Raw genomic sequence first — 15,952 nt, 5'->3', positions numbered from 1 at the left:
CCGAAAACGATTTGCCTCGATCATCACCCGAGCCGGAAAATTGACGCTCGTGCTGCCCACCGGACTGAAGCGCCTCCTGCGTCACTTCACCATCGACCTGAGCCCCCTGCGCGACTCCCGCGACTATCGCCTCCTCTTCACCTCCGGCGTCATCACGATGTTCGGCACGTTCATCACCATGGTCGCGGTGCCGTACCAGATGAAGGAGCTGACGGGCTCCTACCTGGCGGTCGGCCTGGTGAGCCTGGCGGAGTTCGTCCCGATGGTGGTGTGCGGCCTGTGGGGCGGCGCGATCGCCGACGCGCTCGACCGCCGCAAGATCATCGTCCTGAGCGAGCTGGGCCTCCTGGTCACCACGGGCGCGCTCATGGTCAACGCGATGCTCCCCAACCCTCAGGTCTGGGTCCTGTACGTGATGGGCGCCGTCTCCACGGGCATCTCCTGCCTGCAGCGTCCCAGCCTGGAGGCCGTGTTCCAGCAGGTGGTCAAGCACGAGCAGCAGGGCGCGGCGGCGGTGCTGTCGAGCATGCGCTGGAACTTCGGCGCCATCGTCGCCCCGGCGCTGGGCGGCCTGCTGGTGACCGCCTTCGGCCCGGCGGCGGCGTACGGCATCGACACGCTGAGCTTCGTGGTGTCGCTGGCGCTGCTGTGGCGGGTCGGGTCGCTGCCGCCGGCCGAGGACGCCGCCCCCGCGTCGCTGAAGTCGCTGGCCGAGGGCATGCGGTACGCGGTGCGCCGCTCCGACCTGATGGGCACGTACCTGGTGGACATCGCGGCCATGGTGTTCGCGATGGGGACGTCGCTCTTCCCGTTCCTGGCCGACGAGCTGCACTCCCCACAGGCGCTGGGGCTGCTGTACTCGGCGGGAGCGGTGGGCGCGCTGGCCGCCTCGATCACCGGCGGCTGGGCGGCCCGCGTACACCGCCAGGGCCTGGGCGTGATCATCGCGGCCGCCCTCTGGGGAGTGGCGATCGCCGCGTCGGCGCTGGCCCCCAACGTCTGGATGCTGTTCGTCTGCCTCGCCTTCGCGGGCGCCGCCGACATGATCAGCGGCATCTTCCGCATGACGATGTGGAACCAGACGATCCCGCCGGAGCTGCGCGGTCGGCTGGCCGGGATCGAGCTCCTGTCGTACGCGTCCGGCCCGATGCTGGGCAACGCCCGCGCCAGCCTGATGGCCAACTTCGGCGGCACCCGCTTCTCCCTCGGCGCGGGCGGCCTGCTGTGCGTGGGCGCCGTGCTCGGCCTGGCCGCCGCGCTGCCTGCGTTCCGCACGTACGACGCCAGGACCGACGACCACGCCCTGGCGGAGAAGCTCCGCAGGGAGGCCGCCGTCTAGGTCACCGGTTTTCCGCCTTGGCGAACACCCGCAGCACCTCGGCGTCGGAGTGGACGTTCGTCACGTAGTCGGCCACCCACTCCTCGATCCCGTCGAACCCGCTCTCCCGCACCAGCCGCTCCCCCACCAGGGCGGCGTCGAGCGGGGTCCGGCGCAGGGTCACGGCGCCGGTGTCACCGTCCAGCAGCGCCCAATGCGCCCCGCTCTGTCCGTACGGCATGCCGACCGACCCGGGGTTCACGACCAGCACCCGATCGGCCAGCCGTACGAAGGGCATGTGCGTGTTGCCCAGCACCACGGTGCCGGCGCTCTCCCCGGCCAGCACCTCGGCCCACCGCTCCAGCGAGCTGTCCACGAGGATCATCTCCTCGTCGCTGCGCGGCGTCGCGTGCACGAACAACGTGGTCCCCAGCCGCCCCAGCTCGACCACCTGCCGATCGGGCAACCCGGCCAGCAGCTCGACCTGATCCTCCCGCAGCTGCTCGGCCGCCCACTGGGACACGGGATAGGGGCTTGCCTTCCCGCGCACCGCCTCCACCAGCTCCCTGTCGGCGTTCCCGTTGACCCACAACGCCCGCTCCCCCAGCGAGACGAGCACGTCCAGCGTCTGCACCGGCATCGGCCCGGCGGCCATGTCCCCGGTCAACGCGACCACATCGGCCCCGGCCACCTCGGGCTCGGCCAGCACGGCCTCGAGCGCGGGCAACACTCCATGGATGTCGGACAACACAGCGATACGCATGCAGCCACTCTCCCGCACCGTACCGCCACCAACTCCTATACCCTCACCGGCATCCACCGCGAGTGCGTCAAAGTGACCGTCCCCTTCGATCTGGCCATCGACCTCACCGAGATCGACCGGCTCTGAGCCCCCTTAGCCCGCCTCGCGCCACCCCTCATAGCGCTCCACCAGCTCATCCACCCTGGCCAGCGCCCCCTCGTCCACCCCTTCGACGACGACCAGCCACTGCGCGTCCTCGGCGTCATCCTCCCCGGCCAGCGTCTCCCGCACCACCCGCGGCACCCCGAGCGCCGGAAACCACTCCCCGAGCGTCTCCGCGACCTCCTCGGCGTCATCCCGCTCGCCGAACACCAGCAGCTGCCTCATCATCCCCCCACCTTCATCTCCATCAGCGTATGCAGTCGTTTACCAGGCGTGAGCGGAATACATTGGTAGCGTTGGATCGTGACTGCCGAAGCGGTGATCGTTGAAATGACGCCTCCCTCGCTACCCGACTGGGCCTTCCCGCCACCGGAGGGCTTCGTCGCGGAAGACCTCGATCACATTCCGGATTTGCCTGCGCACACAGAGTTGATTGATGGAAGCTTGGTCTTCGTGAGCCCCCAGCGACACTTCCACCAATCGGTCATCCGCCGACTCTGCAACGCACTGGAAGAGTTCATGCCAGCAGGCCATGAAGTGATCCAGGAGATGAGCGTCAAGCTAGCTCGGCAGCAGCGCCCGGAGCCTGACCTGATCGTCGTGGGCCCGAACGCGATCATCGACGACGAGGTCGTATGCTTCCAGGCCGACGACGTCATCCTCGCTGTAGAAGTGGTCTCACCCGACTCCGAGGCGCGCGACAGAGAGCGCAAGCCCCTCCTCTACGCGAAGGCAGGGATTCCCCACTTCTGGCGAATTGAGAAAGTCGATGGCAAGCCGGTTGTCTTCGTCTTCGAGCTCATTCCCGGCACGGAGACCTACGCACCGGGTGGCGTCCACCACGACAGACTCAAGGTCACGGTCCCGTTCGATATCGACATCGATCTCACCAACCTGTACAAGGCTAGAAGCCGCTAAGGGCTGGCACGGCGTCCGCCGTACCAGCCCTCTGAAAGCGGCTCAGGAGCTACGGAGCTGAGCGCCCACGCGGTCGGTCGCCATGGCCACCGCCGCGTCGCGCGCCGCCGTCGTCTCCTCCACCGTCAGCGTCCGGTCCGCGGCGCGGAAGCGCATCGTGTAGGCGAGCGACTTGTTCCCCTCGCCCACCTGCTCCCCCGCATAGACGTCGAACAGCCGGATCGACTCCAGCAGCTCCCCGGCACCGTCGCGCAGGGCGGCCTCCACGTCGGCCACCGGCGTGAAGTCGGGCACGATCAGCGCGACGTCCTGCGTGGCCACCGGGTAGGCCGACACCGACGGCGTCTGAACGGGACCCGGCATGGCGGACTCCAGGCGTGACAGCTCCAGCTCCATGGCCGAGGTGCGCGGCGGCAGCCCGTACGCCTCGATGACGCGCGGGTGCAGCTCGCCGGCGTGCCCCACCAGCGTGTCGCCCACGTAGAGGGCGGCGCACCGGCCGGGGTGCCAGGGCTCGTGCTGGTCGGCGCTGATGGACAGCTCCAGCCGCGCCTCACCCGCGACCAGCCGCGCGGCCTGCACCGCGTCGGCCCAGGAGGCGGTGCGACCGCCGCCCCACCAGCCGGACCCCTCGAACTCGCCGGCCAGCACCACCGCGACCCGTACCGGCTGGTCGGGCAGCGCCGCCTCGATCGAGGCCAGCTCCTCGGCGGTCGGCCGACGCTCGACCCCGAGCGCCGGCGCCACCTCGGGAGCGCCCTCGCGCGGCCGGTAGACCGGCCCCATCTCGAACAGCGCCACGTCCGAGAACCCGCGCCCGGCGTTGCGCACCAGGGTCTTGAGCAGACCCGGCAGCAGCGTCGTGCGCATCAGCGGCTCGTCCTCCGACATCGGGTTGGCCAGCCGCATGGCGCGGCGGCGCGCGTCGTCGGCGGGCAGCAGCAGCCGGTCGAAGTCGTCGGGGCTGATGAACGGGTAGCTGAGCACCTCGACGTAGCCGCCCTCGGCCAGCGCCCGGCCGGCCCGGCGGCGCAGCCGCTGGCCCTCGGTGAGCCCGGCCCCGGCGGGGGCGGAGGGCAGCACCGATGGCAGGCTCTCGTAGCCCTCCAGCCGGATGACCTCTTCGGCCAGGTCGTTGGGGTCGGTGAGGTCGGGCCGCCACGACGGCGGCGTCACCGTGATCATGTCGTCGCCGGTGACGGCCAGCTTGGCCGCCAGGGCGCCGCCGGTCACGACCCCGGTCGGGTCGACGCCGCCCTGGCGCACGGCCGGGTCGTCGCCGTCGACCACGACGCAGCCGACCTGCTGCAGCCGGGAGACGACGGTCTCCTTGGAGTAGGCGACGCCGGCCACGGTGCCCGGATAGCTCGACGGGATCGCGATGCGCGCGGGCGACACCTCGACCTCGGAGTGCGTGACCCCGGGCTGGATGCTCGCGCCGCCCAGCTCGGCCAGGAGTTGCACGGCCCGCCACGAGGCGACGAGGGGCAGCTCCCGGTCGACGCCGCGTTCGAACCGCTTGGACGACTCCGACACCAGCCCGTTCCTGCGCGACTCGCGCGAGATGCCGGTCGCGGAGAAGTGGGCGGCCTCGATGACGATGTCGGTCGAGGCGTCGGAGATCTCGGTCTCCAGCCCGCCCATGGTGCCGGCCATCGAGATCGGCCCCGACTGGTCGGTGATCAGGATGTCGTCGGGGTCGAGCTCGCGTACGACGTGGTCGAGCGTCTCGAGCCGCTCGCCCGCGACGGCGCGGCGCACGACGACCTCGCCGCGCAACTTGCCGCGGTCGAACGCGTGCAGCGGCTGCCCGAGCTCCAGCATCAGGTAGTTGGTGATGTCGACGGCCAGCGACACGGACCGCATGCCGGCGCGCGTGAGGCGGATCCGCATCCAGAGCGGGCTCTGGGCGGCGGGGTCGAAGCCGGTGACCTCGCGCAGCACGAACCTGTCGCACGCGGTCGGGTCGGCGATCGACGCCGGCCACGCCGTGCCGGTCTCGGTGGGCAGCTCGACGTCGGCGGGGTCGCGGAACTCCACCCCGAACCCGGTCGCCACCTCGCGGGCCACACCTCTGATCGACAGCGCGTAGCCGATGTCGGGCGTGATCTCCAGCTCGATCACGTCGTCGCGCAGGCCGAGCAGCTCGACCACGTCGGTGCCGATCGGGGTGTCGGCCGGCAACACCATGATGCCGCCGTGGTCGTCGCTCAGCCCGAGCTCGCGCTCGGAGCAGATCATGCCCTCCGACATGCGCCCGTACGTCTTGCGCGCCCCGACCTCGAACCCGCCGGGCAGTACGCCGCCGGGCAGCACGACGGGCACGCGGTCACCGGCGACGAAGTTGGTGGCGCCGCAGACGATCTCGCGCGGCGTCGCCTCGCCGGTCTCGACCTTGCAGTGCCGGATCGGCTTCTTGAAGCCGGACAGCTCCTCGATCACGAGCACCTCGCCGACGACGACGTTCTTGACGTCGTGGCCGTGCGAGCTGATCGACTCGAGCTTGAGCCCGGCGGCCGTGAGCTTGTCGGCCACCTCGTGGGCGGTGACCGCCGGGAGATCGACATACTCCCGCAGCCAGGAAAGCGGGACCTTCATCAGATCTCCATTCCGAATGGGAGCGTGAAGCGCACGTCTCCCTCGACCATGTCACGCATGTCCTCGGCGTTGTGGCGGAACATCAGCGTCCGCTCGATGCCCATGCCGAACGCGAACCCGGAGTACCGCGACGGATCGACCCCGCAGGCGATGAGCACGCGCGGGTTGACCATGCCGCAGCCGCCCCACTCGATCCAGCCCTCCGACTTGCAGGTGCGGCAGGGCGGGTTGCCGGGGATCGCCGAGCTGCCGCGGCAGACGAAGCACTTGAGGTCCATCTCGGCGGACGGCTCGGTGAACGGGAAGTAGTTGGGCCGGAAGCGGGTCGTGATGCCCTTGCCGAACATCACCTCCGCGAACCGGTCGAGCGTGCCCTTGAGGTGGGCCATCGTCAGGCCCTCGTCCACGGCCAGCCCCTCGGTCTGGTGGAAGACCGGGGTGTGGGTGGCGTCGAGCTCGTCGGTGCGGAACGTCTTGCCCGGCGAGATCACGTAGACCGGCAGGTCGCGCTGGAGCAGTGCGCGGATCTGCACCGGCGAGGTCTGCGTGCGCAGCACCATGCCGGAGTCGGCGTGACCCGGCGCTGCCACGTAGAACGTGTCGTGCTCCGAGCGGGCCGGGTGGTCCTTGGCGATGTTGAGCGCGTCGAAGTTGAACCACTCGCCTTCGAGCTCGGGGCCCTCGGCCACTTCGTAGCCCATGGCCACGAACGCGTCGGCGATGCGCTCCTGCAGCGTGGTCAGCGGGTGGCGGGCGCCGCGCGGCCGCCGGTCCCACGGCAGGGTGACGTCGACGGTCTCCTCGACGAGCACCCGCGAGTCGCGCTCGGCCTCGAGCTCGGCCTGGCGGGCGGCGAGCGCTTCGTTGATCGCCCTACGGGCGGTGCCGACACGCTTGCCGGCCTCGGCGCGGGCGGCGGGCGGCAGGGCGCCGATCTCGCGGTTGGCCAGGGCGATGGGCGAGCGGTCGCCCGCGTGCGCCAGCCGGGCCTGCTTGAGTGCGTCGAGGCTGTCGGCCGCCTTGATCGCCGCGATGGCGTCGGCCTCCATGCGGGACACCTCGTCGGCATGCAACGGTGTCACCTCGACGGGGTCGTAGTCAGACAAGAGTGAGCTCCGTATCCAGGGCTTGAGCGGAAAAGAGTCTAGTGGGGCCCGCCCACCGGGGCCGACTCGATCGCTAAGGGGTGGCGAAGTCGGGCGTGCCGGTGGGCACGGTAAATCGGAACTCCGCCCCGCCCTCGGGCGCCCGCTGCACGGTGATCGTGCCGCCGTGCGCCTCGACCAGGCCCTTGACGATGAAGAGGCCGAGCCCGGTGCCACCGCGCCGACGGCTGTTGCCGCCTCGCCAGAACTGCCTGAAGACGCGCGGAGCCAGCTCGGGCTCGATGCCCTCGCCCTCATCGCGCACCGACACGGCAACTCCCCATCCGACGGACTCGATCTCAATTGTCACAGTGCCGCGCCCGTGGCGCAGCGCGTTTTCCACCAGGTTACCCAGGATCTGGTCGATCTTGTCCTGGTCGAGCCACATCTCCGGCAGGTCGTCGCCGACGATCAGGCGAAAACGCCCCTCGGTCTCACCCGCCGCGACCCGGCCCGCGATGAGCCTGCGCACCCTGGCGGGGACGTCGACGACCTGGCGGCGCACCTCCAGCCGCCCCGACTCGATGCGCGAGACGTCGAGCAGCTCGGTGATGAGCCTGGTGACGCGGTCGGCGTCGTTGTTGACGGTCTCGAGCATGACGCGCTTCTGCTCGTCGGTGAAGCGCTCCCACTTGGCCAGCATGGTCGCGGTGAAGCCCTTGACGCTGGTCAGCGGCGAGCGCAGCTCGTGGGCCACGGTCGAGACCAGGTCGGCGCGGCTGCGCTCCAGCCGGGCGCGGGCGCCGCCGTCGCGCAGGGTGATCGTGACGCGCTCGACCTCGCCGCCGCGCTCCGGCTCGCGTACGAGCCTGGCCGCGACATACAGCTCCTGGCCGCCGGGCAGGTGCAGCGGCCGCTCCGGCGCCCTGCTCCTGATGCGCAACCCGCCCTCGGGGTCGAGCGCCTTCCACCAGTCGCGCCCGTCGTGGTCGCGGAACGGGAACACGTCGTTCATGTGCCTGCCGACCGCGCGCTCCATGGGAACGCCGGTGAGCCGGGCGGCGGCCCGATTTACGGCCAGCACGCAGCCGTCACGGTCGGTCACGATGAGGCCGTCGGGAAGGTCGTCGATGGCTATCGTGCACGCGGCGGCCACAACTCGCCCGTCGGTGTCTGCGCCGTGCACGACCTCGCCCCCTCCGCCTACAACGCCGACAATAGCGGGTTTCCCGCCGCCTAGGGCACTCGCTGAGCCCTAGCCGAGGAGTAAAGGCATACCGCCGCGGCGGTGGCCAGGTTCAGGCTTTCCGCCTGTCCGTAGATGGGCACTCTGACCACGTCGTCGGCCTCAGCCAGTACGTCCTCCGGCAGTCCCCAGGCTTCGTTGCCGAAGATCCACGCGGTGGGTCCGCTAAGATCAACATCGTCGAGCGTGTGCTTGCCCGTGCCGTCGGCGGCCAGCACGCGCAAACCCCGCTCCTTGAGTTGACGCACGGCGGCGCTCACCGGTGCACCGATGACGACGGGCAAGTGGAACAGGCTGCCGACGCTGGCGCGTACGCACTTGCCGTTGTACGGGTCGACGGAGGCGTCGGTGAAGATCACCGCGTCGGCGCCGGCGGCGTCGGCCGCCCGCATGACGGTGCCGGCGTTGCCCGGGTCGCGCACGTGGGCGAGCACGGCGACCAGGCGCGGCTGCTCCGCCAGCGCCTCGTCCAGGGGCACGTGCACGAGCGTGCAGACGGCCACCAGCCCCTGCGGGGTCACGGTCTGTGACAGCTCCGACATGACCTCGCCGCTGGCCCGGTGCACGGGCACGCCCTTCAGGCGGGCCTCGGTGATCAGCTCGGGATGGCGCAGCTCGGCCTCGGCGGTGCTGAACAGCTCCAGCGTCACGCCGTCGAGCTTGAGCGCCTCGCGCACCGCCTGCGGCCCCTCGGCCAGGAACCTGCGGTCCTGCTCCCTGAAGGCCCGCTTGGTGAGCCGCCTGGCCGCCTTCACCCGCGGCGACTTCACGTTGGTCAGCTCGGACCCGGCCATGCTCTCTCCCTGTCCCACACAGCTACGCCACTCACGGCGACGTCCCACACAGCAGCGTCCCTAGCGGAACGTCCCACACAGCAGCGTCCCTCACGGAACGTCCCACACCGCGACGCCCCTCGTGCCAGCGCCCCACACCTGGACGCCCCTCGTGGCGGCGCCCCACACAGCAACAAAGGGCCCACCGTCATCGGTGGGCCCCTCGATTAAGACGAGCGCCTCAGCTCGCGGCTTTTCAGCTCGCGGCCGGAGCGTTCACGTTCGCCGGAAGCGCCTTCTTGGCGGCCTCGACGAGCGTGGCGAAGGTCTGGCTGTCGTTGACCGCGAGGTCGGCCAGGATCTTGCGGTCGACCTCGACGCCGGCCAGGCGCAGACCCTGGATCAGGCGGTTGTAGGTCATGCCGTTCTGGCGGGCGGCGGCGTTGATCCGCTGGATCCACAGACGGCGGAAGGTGCCCTTGCGGTCCTTGCGGTCCCGGTAGGCGTACGTCATCGAGTGGAGCATCTGCTCCTTGGCCTTGCGGTACAGACGCGACCGCTGGCCACGGTAACCGCTCGCCCTCTCGAGGACGACCCTGCGCTTCTTCTTGGCGTTGAGCGCCCGCTTCACGCGTGCCATGTTTCTTCTCCCCGGGGAATCGCGCTACTTAGCGAGCAGCTTCTTGATCTTCTTGGAATCGGCGTCGGAAAGGACGACCTCGTTCTTGAGACGGCGCGTCAGCGTGGACGACTTCCACTCGTTGTAGTGCGCGCGGTTGGCACGGCGACGCTTGATCTTGCCGGTGCCGGTAATCCGGAACCGCTTCTTCGCACCGCTGTGCGTCTTCATCTTCGGCATGTCGCCGTCTCTCCTCGTTTCGGTCGTGCCACGGGCCGGGCCGGTGCTGGGCCGACCCGGTCGCGGCGTCTTCGTCTGCTGGTGACTGAATCGGGGCGCTCTGTAAGGCTAACCCCAACCGCGGGTCATCCTTCCTGTGGGGAAGTGTCCTCGCTGCCACGCTGTGCCTTGGCTGCGGCCTTTTCGGCCTTGGCCTCAGCCTTCTTCTTATGCGGACCGATCACCATGATCATGTTACGGCCGTCCTGCTTGGCGTGGGACTCCACGAAACCGAGCTCCTGGACGTCGTCCGCGAGCCGCTGCAGAAGCCGGAAACCCAACTCCGGCCGGGACTGCTCGCGACCACGGAACATGATCGTGACTTTGACCTTGTCTCCTGCCTTGAGGAACCGCACCACGTGACCCTTCTTGGTCTCGTAGTCGTGCGGGTCGATCTTCGGCCGGAGCTTGATCTCCTTGATGATCGTGTGCGCCTGATTCTTGCGCGCCTCGCGCGCCTTCATCGCGGACTCGTACTTGAACTTGCCGTAGTCCATGAGCTTGCACACGGGCGGTCGAGCCGTGGCCGCGACCTCGACGAGGTCGAGGTCGGCCTCCTGGGCGAGCTTCAGGGCGTCGTGAATCGAGACGATGCCTACCTGCTCGCCGTTCGGGCCCACGAGGCGAACCTCGGGAACTCGGATACGCTCGTTGATGCGGGGCTCAGTGCTGATGGGGCCTCCTAGGTTTGCGATCCCTACGTGCTCGTCGTGCCGGGAGCTCCTCGCCAACGCGAAAAGCCCCGCACGTCGCGCATGCGGGGCCACTGAGCTCTTCGGCTTTCGTGGCCTTGAGCTCCCCGGAGTAGTCCGGCGTGATCCTGGACCCGGCCACCTTTCCGGTGACTCAGGTGGGAGGGAGACCTCCGCTTGCGCGTCCAGCAATGGCATGCCGGACCGATCAGAGAGCTACATTACCACAACGACCAGAGGCTCTCGAATCATCCCCGCTGGCCCGGCCCCCTGCGCCAAACTTCTGTCCAGCCTAGACAGAGAGAGGTCGTATGGCCGCGATCCAGACAGAAGCGACCAGATGGCAGCTGCACGAGGCCAAACAGCACTTCAGTGAAGTCGTCAGGAAGGCTCACGACGAGGGGCCGCAGGTCGTCACGAAGCACGGCAAGGACGTGGTGGCGATCCTCGACATGGAGGAGTACCGCCGGCTCAGGGGCAGGCAGCCGGACTTCAAGGAGTTCCTGCTCAGCGAGCCGGACTGGCCGGACGATCTGGAGTTCGCACGCGACAAGAGTCTTCCGCGAGAAGTGGACCTCGGCTGGTGAGCGTCGGCTACATCCTCGACGCCGACATCATCTCCGAGGTACGAAAGCCACATGGCACCCCCCAGGTGAAGGAATGGGTTGACGCGTCCCTGGGGCCGACTCTCTACCTCAGCGTCCTGTCCATCGGCGAGCTCCGCTGGTCACCCCGCAACGTGAAGGACTTCGCGGACACGGGCGTGACCGTGATCAACCCGTTCGAGATGACCGCCTGGCGAGCTCCGCCTCGCCGGCCGCGCGCATGGCCTCCACCGGCACATCCGTCCGGCCCGTCATCAGCTCCACCTGCCGCACCGCCTGGTGCAGCAGCATCGCGAACCCCCCGACCACGGTGCCGCCCGCGGCCCGGACGGCCGCGGCCGCGCCGGTCGGCCAGGGTGAGTAGACCACGTCGAAGAGCGCGGGCACCCGCGCCAGCCGGTCGGCGAACGCGTCCGCCGCCCCGCCTGGCAGCGTCGAGACCACCAGATCCACCCGCGTGAAGGCGTCGAGCTTGTCGAACGTCTCCACCGCCAGCGCCACGCCCAGCCGCTCGGCCACCTCCACCGTCTCCCCCGCCCGCGCGGGGTCGCGCACCAGCAGCGTCGCCGAGAACAGCCCGAGGTTACGCAGCGCCGCGAGCGCCGAGGCCGCCGTGGCCCCTCCGCCCAGCACGGTCGCCGAGCCCGGCGCGGGCACCCCCGCCTCGGCCAGCGCCTGCTCGATGCCGTAGACGTCGGTGTTGTGGCCGTGCCGGCGCCCTTCGTGGAAGACCACGGTGTTGGCCCCGCCGACCTCGACGGCCAGGTCGGACACGGTGTCGAGCAGGGGCAGCACGGCCCGCTTGAGCGGCATGGTTAGCGACAGCCCGGCCCACGCGTCCTCGCCGCCGGGGATCTGGCCGCGCACGGGCACGAGCTCGCCGAGCAGCGCGGGCAGCCGTGCCTCGTCGCACTCGAACGCCTCGTAGCGCCACCTGTCGAGGCCCATCGCCTGGTACGCGGCCCGGTGCAGGTAAGGCGAGAGCGAATGACCGATGGGCGACCCCATCACCGCAGCCCGCATCCACACTCCTTCCGAAACATGACGACCCTATCGCCCCGTCGCCCACGCTTCGCCGCTCGGACGGCCCACGGGGCGCGCGTCACGGCGGGTCGTCCCATCACCTGAGAAGCGTCCCTTGGACGGGGGGCGGCGCAGGTCGGCGGGAGGTGCCCACCGTGCGCAGCCGTAAAGGATGGGTGCCTCCCGCGCAAACCCGCCACCCGCCGTACAGCGCACCCGCGGATCGGGCAGAACCGGCCCCAAAAGGACGCCCGCCCACCGTGGGAGGTGGGCGGGCGTGTGACGCGTCGGATCGCCGATCAGCCGCCGTTCCTGCGGTATTCGGCCAGCAGCGCCTGGCGTTCGGCCTCCGTGGTGGCGAACTTGGTGATGTTGCTCTTGGGGTCGGTGGCGACGAAGTAGAGCCAGGGCCCCTTGGCGGGGTTCAGGGCGGCCTCGATCGCGTGGTCCCCGGGGTTCGTGATGGGCCCGGGAGGCAGGCCGAGGTTCAGGTACGTGTTGTACGGGCTCTTGGTCTTCGTCTCGGGGATCGAGGCGGCCGTGCCGTACTTGTTCAGCGCGTACATGACCGTGCTGTCCATCTCCAGCTTCATCTGCGGCTTGCGCTCCAGCCGGTTGTAGATGACGCGGGCGATCTTCGGCATGTCCTCCTGGCGACCGGCCTCGGCCTGCACGATGCTGGCGATGACCATGATCTCATGCGGTGTGTGGCCGAGTGCCTTGGCGCCGCCCTCGAGGTCCATCTGCTCAGCCGTCTGGTTGAACCGCTTGACCATCGCTCCCAGGATCTGCGACGCCGTGGTCTTGGGCTGGACCTCGTACGTGGCCGGGAAGGCGTATCCCTCGAGCTTGCCCTTGGCGTATTTCGGCAGGTCGAGCTGATCCACGTCCTTGGCCGCCGCGGCGAAGTCCTTGACGGGCTTGCCGGTCTCCTGGGCCAGCGTCTTCAAGGTGTCGGACAGGCGCAGGCCCTCCTTGAGGGTCACCGTGGCGCGCATCCGGTTGTCCGGGATGAGCAGCGCCACCGCGCTCGCTGCCGACATGTTCTTGCGCAGCTTGTACGAGCCCGGCTGCAGCGAGCCGCTCCTGTTGGCGTTGGCGATCGCGTTGGTGAACGCCCTGGCGCTGGCCACGACCCCCTGCTTCTCCAACTCCTGCGCCACGTCCGAGGCGCTCTGGCCGTCCTTGATCTCCACGACGACCTCGCCGGTGCCCTGACCGGTGTAGTCGTCGGGCACGAGCGCGTCGTTGAGCCACATGTAGCCGTAGTAACCGCCACCGCCGATGATGCCCGCCAGCACGACGAAGGCGAGCAGCGGCGCGACGAAGCCGCCACGGTTGCGGCGTCGGCGCCGCCGGCGGCCGCCACGGCCGCCGCGAGTGCGCCGGGTACGACCACCGTCGTCCTCGGCGCCGAGGAGAGTGTTCAGATCGAGATCGTTCATAGGTGCGCTGGCCAATCTCCCGGTATGACCGGCCGGGCGTCAAGCGAAACCGCCAAACCGGCTTGGGTCACCGAGCGGAACTGGGGGGTCCGCCGGACATGCTCCCACGACCAGCGGAGATCACTCTGGGTAGCCATGCTAAGGGATGGAAAGAGGACGCATGACCCGTTTGGGGGCATTTGCGCCGGGACGGAGGGGGTCCCGCCGAACATCAACTCGTCCCGAGGTTCTTATTCAGCTCTTCCCGGTATCTCACGAACTCGCTCTCTTTGTCGGTGAATTTGGTGATTCTATGCGCCGGATCCGTCGTCACAAACCAGTGCCAATCGCCTTGCGCTGGGTTCAAGGCCGCCATCAGCGCCTTCTCCCCGGGATTCGCGATGGGTCCGGGCGGCAGCCCTTTGTGCTGGTAGGTGTTGTAGGGAGAGTCGACCTTGGTGTCACGCTCCGTAATCTTCAGACTCCGCCGGTTCTGCGCGTACAGGACGGTGCTGTCGATCTCCAGCGGGGTGCCCTTCTGGAGGCGGTTGTAGATCACCCTGGAGATCTTCGGGTAGTCCGCGTCGACCCCGCCCTCGGCCTGGATCATGCTGGCCACCGTGACGGCCTCCAGCGGCGTCACGTGCTTGCGGGCCGCCTCTTTCTCCAGGCCGATCTGGCGGGCCGCGAGCTGGAAGCGCTCGACCATCGCCGCGAGCACGTCCACCGCCGTGTCGCCGGGCTCGATCTCGTACGTGGCGGGGAAGAGGAATCCCTCGAGCCCCTCCGCGTACGAGGGCAGGCCGACGAGAGCCTTGTCGACGCCCTGCAGCTCCTTGAGCGGCAGTCCGGCCAGTTTGGCGACGCGGGCCAGCACCTCGGACGTCCGCAGGCCCTCGGGGACGGTGACGCGCCGCACGACCCTGGACGAGGGCGCGAGCAGCAGGTCGAGCGCCGCCTTGGCGGCCATGCCCTTGCGCATCCGGTAGTGCCCGGGCCGCAGCCGGTTGGTGACCGCGCGCTCCTCCGTCACCCGTACGAACGACTGAGCGCTCGCCACCACCCCGGCCTCGGCCAGCACGGAGCCGATGGCCTGCGCGCTCGAACCCGGCGCGATCCGCACCGTCACGGCGCCACTGCCGGGCCCGTCGAAGTCTTCGGGGCTCAGGTACGGCTTGAGCACCGCGATCCCACCCGCCCCCAAGGCCACCAGGGACACGATCAGGCCCGCGGAGACCATCCCGGCCTTGCGCAAGGCCCGCTGGCGAGGCGCGGCCGGCACTCCGACCTCCATCTCCCCCGCCGCATCAGGCCCCGCCGTCCCAGCCTCCGCCGTGCCGACCTCCGCAGCGCCGACCTCCGCCGTGCCGACCTCCGCCGTGCCGACTTCCGCCGTGCCGACTTCCGCCGCCGCATCAGGCTCCGCCACCGTCTCAGGCTCCGCCGCCGCTTCAGGGCCGGCCGTCGCATCGGGCTCGGGCTGCCGTCGCTCCGAGTTCGGCTCGCGCGCGGCCGGGTCCTCCGGCCTGTCCTGCTCGGAGTCGCCGGAGGAGAACGGGATCATGTCGCCGAGGTCGTCCTCGCCATCGGGTCTGCCGTTCACGCGGCCACCCCACCGTCAGCCATGCAGACGGCCAGAACCCTCACAGCCGCCGAGCCGCCAGCCATGCGATCGACCCGACCACCCGCGGCCACCCAACCACCAGCCGAGCAGACAACCCGACCCTTCACAGCCGCCGAGTCGCCAGCCATGCGATCGACCCAACCGCCCGCGGCCACCCAACCGCCAGCCGAGCGGACAACCCGACCCTTCACAGCCGACCAACCGTCAGCCGGGCAACCGATCCGCTCCCTCGCGGCCGTGCCCCGTATGCGTGTGCGCGCCGTCTCCGCGCGGGCGACCCGGCAGCGGACCTGCGGCCACGCCGTGGCCATGCGTCCTGCCGTGTACGCCGCCTGCGCGGGCGCGACCCCCGTGTCGCGCGCGCTCATGAGGCAGGTCCGTCGGCCGCTGGGGGCGGTGCGACGGGCCTGCCTGGGGGTCTTTCGGTGGCGCGTTCGGAATCGAGCGCGTCCTGCAGCAGCACGACGGCCGCGGCCTGATCCACGACACCGCGCTGCTTCTTGGCTTTCATGCCGCTGGCACGCAGCCCATGCGTAGCGGCGACCGTGGTCAGCCGCTCGTCGAACAGCCGCACGGGCGTCGGCGCGAGCCGGACCGCGAGATCGGCGGCGAACTGGCGGGCCAGCCCCGCCGCCTGCCCCTCACGTCCGGACAGCGAGGTGGGCAACCCCACGATCACCTCGATCGCCTCGTGCTCCGCGACGATCGCGGCGATGCGGTCGAGGTCGCCCTTGCCTCGCCTGACGGTCTCGACCGGCGTGGCCAGAAACCCGGAAGGGTCACTGCGGGCCACGCCGATACGTACGGATCCGACGTCCACGCCGATCCGCGTGCCGAACCTCAT

Annotated in this window: 17 protein-coding genes and 1 pseudogene; 5 read left to right on the top strand and 13 right to left on the bottom strand. The window is 69.8% G+C overall.

Going from position 1 to position 15,952, the window contains the following annotated elements; genetic code table 11:
* The first annotated feature begins 49 nt into the window (after window positions 1-49).
* Window positions 50-1,339: an MFS transporter gene (locus AB0L65_RS41375; RefSeq protein ID WP_364257499.1), complete on the top strand. Its 1,290-nt coding sequence runs from the start codon at window positions 50-52 to the stop codon at window positions 1,337-1,339.
* 1 nt (window position 1,340) lies between these two features.
* Here the strand turns inward: AB0L65_RS41375 and AB0L65_RS41370 are convergent, their stop codons facing one another.
* Window positions 1,341-2,048, bottom strand: a complete 708-nt coding sequence (locus AB0L65_RS41370) for a metallophosphoesterase family protein (protein WP_364257635.1) — start codon at window positions 2,046-2,048, stop codon at window positions 1,341-1,343.
* A 3-nt stretch (window positions 2,049-2,051) separates the two neighbouring features.
* Between AB0L65_RS41370 and AB0L65_RS41365 the strand changes: the two genes are divergently transcribed.
* Window positions 2,052-2,207 (top strand): hypothetical protein, encoded by a 156-nt coding sequence (locus AB0L65_RS41365; protein ID WP_364257641.1) that lies wholly within the window; start codon window positions 2,052-2,054, stop codon window positions 2,205-2,207.
* Between the two features lie 6 nt (window positions 2,208-2,213).
* Here the strand turns inward: AB0L65_RS41365 and AB0L65_RS41360 are convergent, their stop codons facing one another.
* The gene (locus AB0L65_RS41360) at window positions 2,214-2,450 is read right to left on the bottom strand and encodes a hypothetical protein (RefSeq protein ID WP_364257497.1); all 237 of its coding nucleotides are present in this window, start codon (window positions 2,448-2,450) and stop codon (window positions 2,214-2,216) included.
* A gap of 75 nt (window positions 2,451-2,525) precedes the next feature.
* Between AB0L65_RS41360 and AB0L65_RS41355 the strand changes: the two genes are divergently transcribed.
* Window positions 2,526-3,140 carry a Uma2 family endonuclease gene (locus AB0L65_RS41355; protein WP_364257494.1) on the top strand — a complete coding sequence of 205 codons (615 nt, stop codon included), beginning with the start codon at window positions 2,526-2,528 and terminating at the stop codon, window positions 3,138-3,140.
* A 42-nt stretch (window positions 3,141-3,182) separates the two neighbouring features.
* Here AB0L65_RS41355 and AB0L65_RS41350 read toward each other — a convergent pair whose 3' ends face one another.
* The 7 genes from AB0L65_RS41350 to infC all read right to left on the bottom strand — a co-directional run bounded on the left by AB0L65_RS41350 (window position 3,183) and on the right by infC (window position 10,414).
* Entirely contained in the window at window positions 3,183-5,738 is a 2,556-nt protein-coding gene (locus AB0L65_RS41350; RefSeq protein WP_364257491.1) for a phenylalanine--tRNA ligase subunit beta, read from the bottom strand.
* Entirely contained in the window at window positions 5,738-6,787 is a 1,050-nt protein-coding gene (pheS, locus tag AB0L65_RS41345; protein WP_364257632.1) for a phenylalanine--tRNA ligase subunit alpha, read from the bottom strand. The genes AB0L65_RS41350 and pheS overlap by 1 nt, the downstream gene beginning before the upstream one ends.
* A 130-nt stretch (window positions 6,788-6,917) precedes the next feature.
* Complete coding sequence (locus AB0L65_RS41340) at window positions 6,918-8,009, bottom strand: ATP-binding protein (RefSeq protein ID WP_364257488.1); 1,092 nt, start codon at window positions 8,007-8,009, stop codon at window positions 6,918-6,920.
* A gap of 50 nt (window positions 8,010-8,059) precedes the next feature.
* Complete coding sequence (locus AB0L65_RS41335; protein WP_364257485.1) at window positions 8,060-8,863, bottom strand: RNA methyltransferase; 804 nt, start codon at window positions 8,861-8,863, stop codon at window positions 8,060-8,062.
* Window positions 8,864-9,098: 235 nt separating this feature from the next.
* The gene (gene rplT, locus AB0L65_RS41330) at window positions 9,099-9,482 is read right to left on the bottom strand and encodes a 50S ribosomal protein L20 (RefSeq protein ID WP_185077087.1); all 384 of its coding nucleotides are present in this window, start codon (window positions 9,480-9,482) and stop codon (window positions 9,099-9,101) included.
* A gap of 24 nt (window positions 9,483-9,506) precedes the next feature.
* Window positions 9,507-9,701, bottom strand: coding sequence for a 50S ribosomal protein L35 (gene rpmI, locus AB0L65_RS41325; protein ID WP_103958467.1), 195 nt, complete (start codon window positions 9,699-9,701; stop codon window positions 9,507-9,509).
* 125 nt (window positions 9,702-9,826) lie between these two features.
* Window positions 9,827-10,414 carry a translation initiation factor IF-3 gene (infC, locus tag AB0L65_RS41320; protein ID WP_090945400.1) on the bottom strand — a complete coding sequence of 196 codons (588 nt, stop codon included), beginning with the start codon at window positions 10,412-10,414 and terminating at the stop codon, window positions 9,827-9,829.
* Window positions 10,415-10,743: 329 nt separating this feature from the next.
* Here infC and AB0L65_RS41315 point away from each other — a divergent pair, with 329 nt between their 5' ends.
* On the top strand, window positions 10,744-11,019 hold the full coding sequence (locus AB0L65_RS41315) for a type II toxin-antitoxin system Phd/YefM family antitoxin (protein WP_364257482.1): 276 nt from the start codon (window positions 10,744-10,746) through the stop codon (window positions 11,017-11,019).
* 186 nt (window positions 11,020-11,205) lie between these two features.
* Here AB0L65_RS41315 and AB0L65_RS41310 read toward each other — a convergent pair whose 3' ends face one another.
* The 3 genes from AB0L65_RS41310 to mltG (AB0L65_RS41300) all read right to left on the bottom strand — a co-directional run bounded on the left by AB0L65_RS41310 (window position 11,206) and on the right by mltG (AB0L65_RS41300) (window position 14,724).
* Window positions 11,206-12,060: a shikimate dehydrogenase gene (locus AB0L65_RS41310; protein ID WP_364257479.1), complete on the bottom strand. Its 855-nt coding sequence runs from the start codon at window positions 12,058-12,060 to the stop codon at window positions 11,206-11,208.
* A gap of 299 nt (window positions 12,061-12,359) precedes the next feature.
* Complete coding sequence (gene mltG, locus AB0L65_RS41305; RefSeq protein WP_364257476.1) at window positions 12,360-13,505, bottom strand: endolytic transglycosylase MltG; 1,146 nt, start codon at window positions 13,503-13,505, stop codon at window positions 12,360-12,362.
* Between the two features lie 211 nt (window positions 13,506-13,716).
* A complete protein-coding gene (mltG, locus tag AB0L65_RS41300) occupies window positions 13,717-14,724 on the bottom strand; it encodes an endolytic transglycosylase MltG (RefSeq protein WP_364257629.1) in 1,008 nt (335 codons plus the stop codon).
* A gap of 21 nt (window positions 14,725-14,745) precedes the next feature.
* Here mltG (AB0L65_RS41300) and AB0L65_RS41295 point away from each other — a divergent pair.
* Window positions 14,746-14,856, top strand: a pseudogene (locus tag AB0L65_RS41295) (hypothetical protein); the annotation flags it as partial.
* A 616-nt stretch (window positions 14,857-15,472) separates the two neighbouring features.
* On the opposite strand, the gene ruvX reads toward AB0L65_RS41295, so the two are convergent.
* Window positions 15,473-15,952: a Holliday junction resolvase RuvX gene (ruvX, locus tag AB0L65_RS41290; RefSeq protein WP_350727191.1), complete on the bottom strand. Its 480-nt coding sequence runs from the start codon at window positions 15,950-15,952 to the stop codon at window positions 15,473-15,475.

The organism is Nonomuraea sp. NPDC052116 (assembly GCF_040680035.1).
Taxonomy (GTDB): Bacteria; Actinomycetota; Actinomycetes; order Streptosporangiales; family Streptosporangiaceae; genus Nonomuraea; species Nonomuraea angiospora_A.
This window is presented reverse-complemented; position numbering and strand designations above follow the sequence as displayed.